Source organism: Janthinobacterium sp. GMG1 (assembly GCF_034427795.1).
GTDB lineage: Bacteria > Pseudomonadota > Gammaproteobacteria > Burkholderiales > Burkholderiaceae_D > Janthinobacterium.
Map to the genome: position 1 here is coordinate 1 of NZ_JAXQNT010000022.1, position 12,702 is coordinate 12,702.

Here is a 12,702-nt window from a genome sequence, read left to right on the forward strand (position 1 = left end):
ATGCGCGTCTACCAATTCCGCCACGTGGGCACTGATGCTGCTGTGACTTATTACATTACTGCTCGAGTACTTGTTGAAAAATAACTTCACAACAATTCTGCTATTATAGCGACTTGAAGAGTTTTGCGCCAGATGAGCTTTCGCTCCATACTGCACATCAACCCTGTACCGCTTTCCTGCAACTGCATTCCCGTGAAGGTTTGTCGCTGCAAGAGACCGAGATTATAGAGCAATATTTACCGAAGTCAAATGCATTGCGCAGCTTTTCTCCTTTTTTTCATCGGCGGGGCACTTGTTCGGTTTCCGCTACGCTGTCCGTTAGGCAAACCAAGGCGTCCTCCGGTACACTACCGGACATCACCGTGTCAATATTGACGGTGATGTCATCGGTCTTTGTCTTCCGTTTGATCACTGTCAATAACAACTATAGAAATACTTTTGAGCCAAAATACCCACACCATCCCCAGCCGGGAGGACATTCTCGGCATATTCCGCAGCGTCAGCGCGCCTCTCGACCCGCAGTCTCTCGGGAAAACGCTGCAAGTGCATGCCGATTCCATGGATGTCCTGGTCCGTCGCCTGAAGGCGATGGAGCGCGACGGCCAGCTCAAGTCTGACGCCAGCGGTGTTTTCAGCCTGGCCGACCAGAGCGCGCTTGTCGCCGGTCGCGTCACCAGCCACCGCGATGGCTTCGGCTTCGTCATTCCCGACGACGCCAGCGCCGACCTGTTCCTGCCTGAGAAAGAAATGCAGAAAGTACTGCATGGCGACAAGGTCATGGCCCGCATCGTCGGCACGGACCGCCGCGGCCGCCCGGAAGGCACGATCGTCGAAGTCACCTACCGCGCCAACACCCACGTCATCGGCCGCCTGATCCATGAAAACGGTACCTGGGTCGTGGCGCCGGAAGACCAGCGCATCGGCCAGGACATCCTCGTCACCGGTTCGGTCGGCAAGGCAAAAGCCGGCCAGATCGTCAGCGTCGAGCTGACCGAGCAACCGATGCGTTTCAAGCAGCCGGTCGGCAAGATCGTCGAAGTGCTGGGCGCTCTGGATGATCCCGGCATGGAAATTGAAATTGCCGTGCGCAAATTCAATGTGCCGCACATCTTTTCCGCCGCCGCCCTCAAGCAAGCTGAAAAACTGCCGTTCGAAGTGCGCGCCGCCGACCTGAAAGACCGTGTCGACCTGCGCGACGTGCCGCTCGTTACCATCGACGGCGAGGACGCGCGCGATTTCGACGATGCCGTATATTGCGAACCCGTCAAGATTGGCCGCGCCAACTGCTTCCGCCTGATCGTGGCGATTGCCGACGTCAGCCATTACGTGAAACCGAACGACGCGCTCGATATCGACGCGTTGGAGCGCAGCACGTCCGTCTACTTCCCGCGCCGCGTCATCCCGATGCTGCCGGAAAAGCTGTCGAATGGCCTGTGCTCGCTGAACCCGGCCGTCGACCGCCTGACCCTCGTCTGCGACGCTGTCGTCAGCGACAAGGGCGAGCTGAAGGCTTACCAGTTCTACCCGGCCGTGATCCATTCGGCCGCGCGCCTCACGTATGACGAAGTCGCTGCCGTGCTGGGCAACACCAAGGGACCCGAAGCGGCACGCCGCGCGGACATCCTGCCGCACCTGCAGAATCTGGAAGCCGTCTACCGCGCCTTGCTGAAGGCGCGCACGGAGCGGGGCGCCATCGATTTCGAGACGACGGAAACCTATATCGTCTGCAATACGGCTGGCAAGATCGAAAAGATCATCCCCCGCACGCGCAACGAAGCGCACAAGATCATCGAAGAGTGCATGCTGGCGGCCAACGTCTGCGCGGCCGATTTGTTGCTGCGTAACAAGCATCCAGGCACCTACCGCATCCATGCCAGCCCGACCAAGGAAAAGCTCACGCAAGTGCGCACCTTCCTCAAGCAAGTCGGCCTGAACTTGACGGGCGGCGACACGCCATCGGCATCCGATTACCAGACCCTGATGCAGCAGATCAAGGCGCGTCCCGACGCGGCCCTGCTGCAAACGATGCTGCTGCGCTCGATGCAGCAAGCCGTCTACAGCCCGGACAATATCGGCCACTTCGGCCTGGCCTACGAGGCGTATGCCCACTTCACCAGCCCGATCCGCCGCTATCCCGATCTGCTGACGCACCGCGCCATCAAGGCCATTCTGCAAGGCAAGAAATACGAGCCGAAGCTGTCCGAGAAGACCGTGCTGAACACGAACGTGTCGAACGCCACGCGCAAGCAGCAGGCGAAGGACAAGGCCGACGGCAAGCCGAAGAAGACGGATTTGACGATCTGGGACGCGCTGGGCGTGCATTGCTCGGCCAACGAGCGCCGCGCCGACGAAGCGTCGCGCGACGTCGAAGCCTGGCTGAAGTGCTACTTCATGCAGGACAAGCTGGGCGAGGAGTTCACCGGCACCATTACCGGCGTGACCACCTTCGGCGTGTTCGTGCAGCTCGACACCCTGTTTGTCGAAGGCCTGGTGCACGTCACCGAGCTGGGCACCGATTACTTCCAGTACGACGATGCGCGCCATGAATTGCGCGGCGAACGCACGGGCAAGCGCTACCAGTTGACCGACCGTCTGACGGTGCAAGTGGCACGTGTCGACCTGGAAACGCGCAAGATCGACCTGCGTCTGGTCACCGATGCGGAACTGGCGGGCGAAGAAGCGCCAGCCAAGCAAGCTGGCGGCAAGCGCAAGGGCGAAAAGAAATCCATGGTCAAGCCCGGTCCTGCGACCGAGCAGCGCCATGAGATCAAGGCCAGCGGCAACAACGGTGGCAAACCCGGCAATGGTTCCGGCGGCCGTTCCAATGGCGCCAAGCCTGTAGCCAAGGCGCAAGCCAAGGCAGCGCTGAAGGAAGCCCCCAAGGCGGCGGCCCTCAAGGCAGCCGCGCCGAAGCGCAGCAAGAAACCAGCCGCGGCACCCGCTGCGGCGGCACCACGTGCAGCAAAAACTGTATCAAAATCAAGCAAGAACAAGCGATAAGCGATAGATAGATAATGAAGAATAAAATGATTTTCGGCTTCCACGCCGTCACCTCGCGTTTGCGTCATGAAGCATCGTCCGTGGAAGAAATTTTCGTCGATGCCAGCCGCGTTGACGGCCGCATGAAGGACATGATCGCCGCCGCCAAGGCTGCCAACGTGCGCGTCATGCCCGTCGATTCGTCGCGTCTCGATAAAATCGTCGGTACGCGCCGTCACCAGGGCGTGATCGCGTTTGCCTCGCAGCTGTCGCTGGCGCGCAATCTCGATGAGCTGCTGGACGCCATCGACGGCCCGCCGCTGCTGTTGATTCTCGACGGCATCACCGACCCGCACAATCTGGGTGCCTGCCTGCGCGTGGCCGACGGCGTCGGCGCACATGCCGTCATCGTGCCGAAGGACCGTGCCGTGGGCTTGAACGCCACGGCGGCCAAGGTCGCCAGCGGCGCCGCCGAAACCGTCCCGTATATCACCGTGACGAATCTGGCGCGCACCATGCGTGAATTGAAAGAGCGCGGCATCTGGCTGATCGGCACCTCGGACGACGGCGAAAAAGGTTTGTACGAAGCCGATTTCACGGGCCCCACGGCCCTCGTCATGGGTTCCGAAGGCGAAGGCATGCGCCGTCTGACGCGCGACACCTGCGACATCCTCGTCAGCATCCCGATGTTCGGCTCCGTCGAGAGTCTGAACGTGTCGGTCGCTTCCGGTGTATGTCTTTACGAAGCCCGCCGCCAGCGGATTGCTTTAGAAGCATAAGAACGTCCTGCACGTTTTGTAGCGCTTCCATGATCGGCCGCCGCCCTGGTGCTGGCGGCCGATTTGCTTTCCCCTCCAGCATTCCCCCGCCGAATACGCTACCATTTGCGTTCCACCTTATTCATTGTCATTATGTTCCACCACCTGCGCGAAGATATCAACAGCATCATTGAACGTGACCCCGCCGCCCGCAATGGCTGGGAGGTGCTGACCTGTTATCCCGGCTTGCACGCCATCGTCATGCACGGCTGGGCGCACTGGTGCTGGACGCGGCGCATGAAGTGGGTGGGGCGCTTCATCTCCTACCTTGCCCGCATCATCACGGGCATCGAGATCCATCCGGGCGCCGTCATCGGCCGGCGCGTCTTCATCGACCATGGCTTTGGCGTGGTGATCGGCGAGACGGCCGTCGTCGGCGACGACTGCACCATCTACCAGGGCGTGACCCTGGGCGGCACCTCGCTGCACAGCGGCGCCAAGCGCCATCCGACCCTGGAACGCGGCGTCATCGTCGGCGCCGGCGCGCAGGTGCTGGGCAGCTTCACGGTGGGCGAGTACGCCAAGGTGGGCTCGAACGCCGTGCTATTGAAACCCGTGCCGTCCGGCGCCACGGCCGTCGGCAACCCCGCGCACATCGTGCAAAAGGATGTCAGCGCCCTGCGCGAGGGCAGCACGGCGCATTTGTTCGCCGCGTATGGCGTCACGCCCAACGGCGACGATCCGCTGTCGAAAGCCCTGCAAGGCCTGATCACGCACGCCGTGGCGCAGGAACAGCGCATCGAAACCATCCTCGCCACCCTGAAGGCGGCCGGTATCTGCTGCCAGGGCGTGCCCGAGTGTGATAAATTCGATTCCGAGCAAATGAACAAGCTGGTTGATTAAGGATACAGGCATGACTACAGACGCAAATGCAGCAGAAAAGAGTAGCGATAATCCCAATCTGCTCGACCCCTTCGAGATCCGCGTGCTGGCCGTGCTGGCCGAAAAGGAAGCGCTGACGCCGGACAGCTATCCGCTGTCGCTGAACGCCCTGACCAACGGCTGCAACCAGCTGTCCAGCCGCGACCCCGTCATGGCCCTCTCCGAGGAAACCGTCTACGACGTGCTGCAGCGGCTGATGCAGCGCAAATTCGTCAATGGCATCACGCAAGCGGGCGCGCGCGTCGCCAAGTACGAACACCGCATGCGCATCAAGTGGTCGCTGGAACAGGACAAGCTGGCCATCCTGACGATATTGATGCTGCGCGGCTTGCAGACGGCGGGTGAAATCCGCAGCCGCAGCGGCAGGGTGCATGAATTCAAGTCCGTGGCGGAAGTGGAATCCGGTCTGCAGTTCCTGATCGATAAATACCCGCCGCTGGTGGCCAAGCTGATGGTGGCTCCTGGCGCCAAGGAGCCGCGCTACGGCCACTTGCTGGGCGGCGAGGAAGCGCTGGCGCAGAGCGAGACGGCGGCCGGTTTTGCGGGGACTGTCAGCGCGCCGCAGCAGGGCAGCAGGGTGGCGCAGCTGGAACAGGAAGTGCTGCAATTGCGCAGCGACTTCGATGGCCTGGCGGCGCAGTTCGAGGCGTTCCGCAAGCAGTTCGAATAAGGCTGCTTCACGCGTGACGTTTTCCTTCCTGTGCCGCTCCTGCGGCGAGACCCACACGGGGATGCCCAGCTTTGGCGCCGACGCGCCCTGGATGTATGAGCAGATGGCGCCCGCCGAGCGCGAAGCGCGCTGTCAGCTCGACAGCGACGCTTGCATCGTCGACGAAGAACACTGCTTCGTGCGCGCCACCATCGATATCCCCGTGCATGGCTCCGATGAGCCATTCAGCTGGGGCGTGTGGGTGTCGCTGAGCGGCGCAAGCTTCGATGCGTGGGACGCGTGCTTCAATGAAGCCAGGCGTTCGCACATCGGCCCCTTCTTCGGCTGGCTCAGCACGCAACTGTCCGAGTATCCGGCTACCCTGAACCTGAAAACCCGCGTGCACCTGCGCGACGACGGCATACGCCCGGCAATCGAGCTGGAACCGACCGACCATCCGCTGGCGGTGGAGCAGCGCGACGGCATCACGGCGGAGCGGGTGGCCGAGCTGTATGCGCGACTGATGCATGGCGCGTGACAGACCCGGCTTTGCAGCAGCTCCCTGTCAGTCCGCTCATGTTTCCGGTATCATTCGGCATGAATACTATTTCCTTCCAACCGTTTGTTATTGGTGTCGCTGGCGGAAGCGGCAGTGGCAAGTCCACCGTATCCCAACAAGTGCTGGCGTCCTTTGGCGCCGACATGGTCTCGGTCGTGATGCAGGACGACTACTACTGCGACCAAACCCATCTCTCCCCTGAAGTCCGGCGCCAGCAGAATTACGACCATCCGCAGGCGTTCGAGTGGCCATTGCTGGTGCAGCACATCCAGGCCTTGCGCAATGGCGAAGCGATCGAGATGCCCGAGTACGACTTCACGCTGCACAATCGCTCCAGCAGGACCATTCCCGTCAAGCCGGCGCCGGTGATCGTCATCGAAGGCCTGTTTGCCCTGTATGACGAAAACTTGCGCGACATGATGTCGCTGAAGATCTTTGTCGACACGGCCTCCGACGTGCGCTTCATCCGCCGCATGCAACGCGACATCACGGAACGCGGCCGCTCGGTGGAAAGCGTCATCGAGCAGTATCTGGAAACCGTGCGCCCGATGCACAAGCAATTCATCGAACCGACCAAGCGCAATGCCGACGTCATTTTGCCGCATGGCGCGAATGGCCCCGCGGTCGACATGATCACGGCCAAGGTGGCGAGCGTCATTGGCCGCCTGAAGCCTGCCGGCTAAAAGCACGCTGCGTCAGCGCTCCCCCATCGATTCCGAGAACGTCTTGGTGATCGGTTTCGTCAGGTAGCGCAAGACCGTCTTGCGTCCCGTATTGATTTCCACGGTGGCCGTCATGCCGGGCTGGATCAGGATCGGTTCGCCATTCTTGCCCATCAGATTGCGCCCGCTGGTCTTGATCTGCACGCGATAGTATGGCTGTTCGTTGCCCTTGTTGTCTTCACTTAAGGTGTCCGCGCTGATGTAGCTGACGGTGCCGCGCAGGCGCCCGTAGATGCCGTAGTCGTAGGCGTCCAGTTTCACGGCCGTGGGCAGGCCTGGCTTGATGAAGGCGATGTCGGCCGGTTTGACTTTCGCCTCGATGATCAGGTCATCGTCCGTCGGCACGATCTGCAGGATTTCTTCGCCCGGCTTGGCCACGCCGCCCAGGGTGGTGAGGCGCACGTTGCGCACGATGCCGTCCGTGGGCGCGTAGATATCCGTCGAGCCCAGCTGCTCCTTGCGCTGCGTCACCGTCTGCAGCACGCCGGCCAGGTCTTCCTGGGCTTTTACCAGGTCCGTCTGGCTGTCCTGCAGATATTTGTTGCGCCGGTTGGTGATCTGCGCCTGGATGTCGACCACTTGCCGCCGCAGTTTCAGCACCTCGGCGCGGCTGACGTCCCCCGTTTCCAGCAGCGGCAGATTCATTTCCAGCTCTTCTTTGATCAGCTTCATGGCGCTGTCCAGCGAACTGACTTCCGCCTGCACGGCGCCCTGGCGCTTGCTGAACAGGGCCAGCTGGTTGGCGCGAAATTCCGGGAACGCCTGCAGTTCGGGCGGGAACTTGGGCGCGCCGCCAAACACTTCCGCCTGCAGGCGCGCCACGGCCGCCTTCAGCCCGGCCGCCTTGGCCGTGCTTTCCAGGTAGCTTGTCTCGGCCCGCGTGCGGTCAAAGCGCGCCAGCAATTCGCCCTTTTTCACTACGCTGCCTTCATGCACGCGCAGCTCGGCCAGCACGCCGCCATCGGCCACCTGGATGATCTGGTTGCGCGAGCTGGCGATCACCTGGCCGTTGGCGCGCGTGACCTGGTCCAGCTCCGCCCATGAAGCCCAGGCGATGACACCCGCCAGCGCCGCCGTGCAGCTCCAGATCAGCACCCGGCCCCGTTTCGCTTCCTCTTTCGCTTCGACCCTGGCCAGTTTCATGCGACGGCTCCTTGCGCCACCGGCGCAGGTGTTGTACTGGGCACAGCCTGCGGCTTGCCCGACAGCTTGGCCAGCACGGCATCGCGCGGACCGTCGAGCAGCACCCGTCCCGCCTGCAGCACCACCAGGCGGTCGAGCAGGGGCAAGAGGGCGTTCTTGTGCGTGGTGGCGACCATGGTCACGCCTTCGGCCGCCAGTTCGCCCAACAGTCCGACGATGCGCGCTTCCGTTTTCGCATCCATGGCGCCCGTCGGTTCATCGAGCAGCCAGATGCGCGGCTTGGCCAGCAGCAAACGCGTGACGGCGATCAGCTGGCGCTGGCCGCCCGAGACGCCGCGCCCGCCTTCGGTGATGCCCAGCGCCAGTCCCCGTGGCTGGCCCAGTATCAGCTCGATCAATCCCGTGCGTTTGGCGGCAGCCAGGATCGCTTCCTCGCCCGGGTCGGCCAGCCCCAATAACAGGTTGTCGCGCAGGGTGCCGCTGAACAGCCGCGTTTCCTGCGGCAGGTAGCCGACCATTTCGCGCACCACGGCCGGCGCCAGCAGGGCCATGTCGACGTCGCCCAGGTAGGCTTTGCCTTCGGCCGGCTGGTAAAGGCCCGAGGCCAGCTTCAGCAGGGTGCTCTTGCCCGAACCGATGGCGCCCACCAGGCCGACGCGCTCGCCAGGACGGATGGCGAGATTTTCCACTTCCAGCGCCACCTTTTGCGCGCCGCCATACGTAAAGCGGATGCGTTCGAAGCGCAAGCCCGTATCGAGGCTGCGCGGCGTCAGCGCGAACTGCGCGTTATCGGCCTCGTTGGGCAGGCTGATGACCTGTTCCAGTCCGTCGATCGAGGCGCGCGCATGCGCCCACTGCACCATCACGGCGGGCAGCTGCACGATGGGCATCAGGGCGCGGTTGCTGATGATGGTGCAAGCCATCAGGGCGCCCATGGTCATCTGGTTTTCGGCCACGAACCACGCGCCCATGGAGATCAGCGCCACATTGGTCAGCTGCTGGAAGGCGGCCGTGATGTTTTGCGACAGGGCCGCATAGTCGCGGATATTCTGCTCCGCGTGGCTGCTCTCGGCCACCAGTTCGGCCCAGCGCGCCTGCATCATCCATTCGGCGCTGCTGCCCTTGAGCGTTTCCACGCCATCGACGGCTTCCACCAGCAAGCCGGCCTTGCGGTTGCTGGCGTTGAGGTTCTTGCGCGTATGGCTTTCGATGGCGCGCTGGAACATCAGGCCGCACACGAGGGCCAGCGGCAGGGCCACCAGCGGCACCACCACCAGCCAGCCGCCGATGATGGTGATCATGGCGAGAAAAATCAGGGCGAAGGGGACGTCTGTCAGCACGAACAGCGAGGTCGACGTCAGCACGCCGCGCACCATTTCAAAGCCTTTCACTTGCGCCGCCAGGGTGCCGACGGACGCGGGGCGCGACTCCATGCGGATGCCCAGCATGCGCTGGAAAAACCACTCGGACAATTCATGGTCGACGTCATTGCACGAGTGGTCGACGATGCGGCTGCGCACCTGCTTGAGGATGAATTCCAGGCCGATCGACAGGGCCACACCCACCACCAGCACCCACAGGGTGCTGAAGCTCTGGTTCGGAATCACGCGGTCGTACACCTGCATGGAAAACAGCGAAGTGGCCATGGTCAGCAGGGTCACCAGCGCGGTGGCCAGCACGGCGTCGACAAACACGCTTTTCTTCAGCCACAGGGCGTTGCGCACCAGGCCCAGGGCGCCGGGGCGGGCGCCGCTTTTTTCGCTGCGGCGCGGCAGGCCCACGCAGGCCAGGCCGGCCAGCGAGGCCAGTTGCAAGGCGCGCCCATCGACGCCTTCGCCGCGCCAGGCGCCGTCGGCACCGCGCGACTGCAGCAAGCCCCAGCCCGTGCTGGCGCTGTAGACGGCGAACGGCAGCTCTCCCGGCGACGGCTCGTGCAGCGGGTGCGCCGAGCCTTCCAGGCCGGCCGCCTGCCAGATGCTGGTCAATACCGCGCCGGGTGCGCCGCTGTCGTCGACGTCATCGAGCTGGCGCTGCAGGTCGGCCAGGCGGGCGGCGGGCACGTGCTGGCCCGTCAGGCGGGCGGCCCGCTCGATGAGTGTCAGCAAGCCATGTTTGATGGAGGTATCCACGCTGTCTCCTGTTCGTGTCCTGTGGCGGTCAATTGGCGCGCACCATGCCCGCCGGCGCCGTGCGCCCGGCCAGGGTGCCCGTTTGCGCGGCCAGGCGCAGGCTGGCGGCGATCGCCTGCGCGCGCGTGTCTTCCAGCGAAAATTGTGCCTGGGTTGCTTCGCGCACGGCGTTGAGCACGTCGTTCCAGCTCTTGCGGCCGATCACGTACTGGCGCGCATACGACTCGAATACCTGCGTCGAGGTGGTGCTGGCTTCGACCGCGTTGCCCAGGCGCTGGCGGCTCGCTTCGGCCTCGTTCCAATCCAGCGTAAAACGCTCGCGCACCTCGCGTTCGGCCACGTCGTGCGCGGCGCGCGCGCCTTCGCGCCGGGCCACGGCGGCATCCACGCCAGCCTTGGCCGACAGGCCGGCGCCCGGCTGCGCCTGCAGCACCAGCATGGCGCGCGTGCGGTTGTCGGCATTGATGCCGCCCGTGGGCTTTTCCATGCGCAGCACCACTTTCGGCATGTAGGCCGAGCGCTGCAGGGTGATTTCGGAATCGGCCGCCTGCGCCTCGAAATCGAGGCGGTGCAAGGTGGGGGAGTAGTCGATGGCCTGGCGCATGACCCGTTCCAGGCTGGCGTCGGGCAGCGGTTCGCCCACGCCGATGCCCGTGGCGCTGACGAGGCGCACGGGTTTGCCGGCCAGTTGCGACAGTTGCGCCAGTGCGTTTTCCAGCGCCTGGCGCGCATTTGATACGTCGTTGGCCGCCTGGTAGGCGCGCGATTCGGCCAGGCGCTGGTCCGTCTGCGAACTGACCGACTGCACCACGCGGCGCTTGATCATGTCCAGCAGGCGCTGGTGTTCGGCCAATCCGCCTTCCGCGGAGCGCACGCGCGCCGTCTGGCGCAGCGCTTCCGTGTAGGCGGCGATCACGCGCAGGGAGAGGGTCAGGCGTTCTTCCTCGATGGCGGCGCCGGCCGCGTCGACCCGGCTGCCGGCGGCATCGATGCCGGCGTCGATGCGCCCGCCGCTCCACAGCGGCTGCTCGATGCGCACCACACCGCCCGTTTCCTGGGAACCGGTGGGCACTTCCGCAGACAGGCTGGGAAAGCGCTGCCATTGCGCGCCATCGAGTTCTGCCCGCGCGGCTGCCTGCGCCGAACGCCTGCCCTGCACGGCGGGATGGCTTTGCAGCGCCTGCTGCAAGACCTGGTCGAAGCTCCAGGCGGTGGCGCCCTGGGCGCCGGCGAAAGACGATACCGATGCCATGGTCACGGCGGCAAGCAAGGCCGCGATGCGTGGCAGTGAAGACAATGTTGGGAAACCGCGTAATCTCATCCCGTATTTTTCCGGCACCAGGCCTGACGTATTTCAAGTTGTGGCGGGAGCGCGCCGTGTTGCGCTGCGCTCCCGCTGCCGTGCCAGGCGCGGCGCCTGGCGTGGGTGCCCCGCTTCAGACGACGAAGTTGGCCGCCGTCAGTTGCGTGATGTTCACCCCGCTGAGCAGCACCAGCGCCGTGTCGATGGCGTTGGCGTTGCTCAGGTCACTCGAGTGATACACCGTCACGGCGCCGCTGTTCTGCGCATCGGCGATGACGATGTAGCCCTGGCCCGACAAGACGCTGTCGTCGGCTGCGATGGCGCTGGCCGCCGCGCCGATCGACACGGACGTGCCGTCGAAGATGAACAGGTTGTTGTTGCTGAAGTCCGTGCCCACGTTGACGCCCACGGCGACCGAGGCCGTCAGGTCGGCGATGGCCGACATGTCGATCACGTCGCCGCCGGCGGCCGGCAGGCCGGTGCTGAAGTCGGCTACCGTCAGCGGGTTGTGCAGGGCATTCTGGCTCAGCACGAACAGCTGGCTCGCGTCCGTCAGGTCGGCTTGCGCCTGGGCTGCCGCCGCTGCGGCGGCATCGGCATTCGCCGCCACCGTCAGCGAGCTTGCATCCGTCAGGTCAGCCTGCGCCTGTGCCTGCAGGGCGGCGGCGGCGGCCGCATCGGCTGCCAGGTGCAGGGCATTGGCGTCCGTCAGGGCGGCCGTCTGCGCCGCTGCCAGCGCCGCTGCCACTGCCGCATCGGCGGCCTGCGTGAGCGCCACGGCATCGGTCTGGTCGGCGATGGCTTGCACGGCGGCGGCGTGGGCGGCATCCGCATTCGATATCACCGCCAGGGCGTTGGCGTCGGTCTGCGCGGCGAGGGCGTTCGCTTGCGCCAGGGCCACGTCGGCCGCCTGTGCGTCCGCATTGGCCTGGGCTGCCGCCGCGTCGTCCGCATACGCGGCACTTGCATTGGCATGTGCTTGCGCCGCTGCGGCGGCCGCGCTGGCGGCGGCCGCGTCATCGGCTTGCGCCGCTTGCAGGGCCAGCAGGGAAGCGGCGGCCTGCGCCTGCGCCAGCGGCGCGGCCGCATCGGCCGCATGGGCTGCCGCTGCCGCTGCTATCGCATTGTTGGCGTTGACCGTGGCAGCCGCTGTCGCTGCATCGTCGGCCTGTGCCGCCTGGGTGAGCGCCAGCGAGGCCGCTGCCTGGGCGGCGGCTGCCGCGGCCACGTCGTCGTCGTTCTGCGCGGCCGTGGCCGCTGCCAGGGCCGTGGCAGCCGTTGCCGCCGTACTGACGGCCAGGGCGTCGGCGGCGATGGCCGCCGTGTGCGCGGCGGCGGCGGCGGCGGCATTGGCCGCTGCCTGATTGGCGGCAGTGTCGTCGGCCTGCGCCGCCTGTGCGGCGAGCAGCGATGCTGCCGCTGCGGCGGCGCTGGCGGTGGCGGCGGCGTCGGCCGCTGCCGCTGCCGTGGCAGCCGCTTGCGCCAGCGCTGCGGTGGCGGCGGCAGCCGCGGCGGCCT

10 protein-coding genes are annotated in these 12,702 nt (G+C 64.9%); 6 read left to right on the top strand and 4 right to left on the bottom strand.

What is annotated here, in order from left to right; genetic code table 11:
• The first annotated feature begins 438 nt into the window (after positions 1-438).
• From rnr to udk, 6 genes are all read left to right on the top strand, one after another.
• Complete coding sequence (gene rnr / locus SJI03_RS28540; RefSeq protein WP_322429420.1) at positions 439-3,000, top strand: ribonuclease R; 2,562 nt, start codon at positions 439-441, stop codon at positions 2,998-3,000.
• Between the two features lie 14 nt (positions 3,001-3,014).
• Complete coding sequence (rlmB, locus tag SJI03_RS28545) at positions 3,015-3,758, top strand: 23S rRNA (guanosine(2251)-2'-O)-methyltransferase RlmB (protein ID WP_034756912.1); 744 nt, start codon at positions 3,015-3,017, stop codon at positions 3,756-3,758.
• Positions 3,759-3,890: 132 nt separating this feature from the next.
• Positions 3,891-4,640 (top strand): serine O-acetyltransferase, encoded by a 750-nt coding sequence (gene cysE / locus SJI03_RS28550; protein ID WP_099380115.1) that lies wholly within the window; start codon positions 3,891-3,893, stop codon positions 4,638-4,640.
• A 10-nt stretch (positions 4,641-4,650) separates the two neighbouring features.
• Positions 4,651-5,349, top strand: a complete 699-nt coding sequence (locus SJI03_RS28555; RefSeq protein WP_176389745.1) for a YceH family protein — start codon at positions 4,651-4,653, stop codon at positions 5,347-5,349.
• Positions 5,350-5,362: 13 nt separating this feature from the next.
• A complete protein-coding gene (locus tag SJI03_RS28560) occupies positions 5,363-5,866 on the top strand; it encodes a DUF2199 domain-containing protein (protein ID WP_322429421.1) in 504 nt (167 codons plus the stop codon).
• 59 nt (positions 5,867-5,925) lie between these two features.
• Entirely contained in the window at positions 5,926-6,570 is a 645-nt protein-coding gene (gene udk, locus SJI03_RS28565) for a uridine kinase (RefSeq protein ID WP_034756921.1), read from the top strand.
• A gap of 12 nt (positions 6,571-6,582) precedes the next feature.
• Here udk and SJI03_RS28570 read toward each other — a convergent pair whose 3' ends face one another.
• The 4 genes from SJI03_RS28570 to SJI03_RS28585 all read right to left on the bottom strand — a co-directional run.
• Positions 6,583-7,752, bottom strand: a complete 1,170-nt coding sequence (locus SJI03_RS28570) for an HlyD family type I secretion periplasmic adaptor subunit (protein ID WP_099380112.1) — start codon at positions 7,750-7,752, stop codon at positions 6,583-6,585.
• Positions 7,749-9,881 (bottom strand): ATP-binding cassette domain-containing protein, encoded by a 2,133-nt coding sequence (locus SJI03_RS28575; protein ID WP_322429422.1) that lies wholly within the window; start codon positions 9,879-9,881, stop codon positions 7,749-7,751. The genes SJI03_RS28570 and SJI03_RS28575 overlap by 4 nt, the downstream gene beginning before the upstream one ends.
• Before the next feature lie 28 nt (positions 9,882-9,909).
• Positions 9,910-11,178, bottom strand: a complete 1,269-nt coding sequence (locus SJI03_RS28580; RefSeq protein WP_322429423.1) for a TolC family protein — start codon at positions 11,176-11,178, stop codon at positions 9,910-9,912.
• Positions 11,179-11,317: 139 nt separating this feature from the next.
• On the bottom strand, positions 11,318-12,702 hold a 1,385-nt coding region (locus SJI03_RS28585), incomplete at its 5' end, for a hypothetical protein (RefSeq protein WP_322429424.1).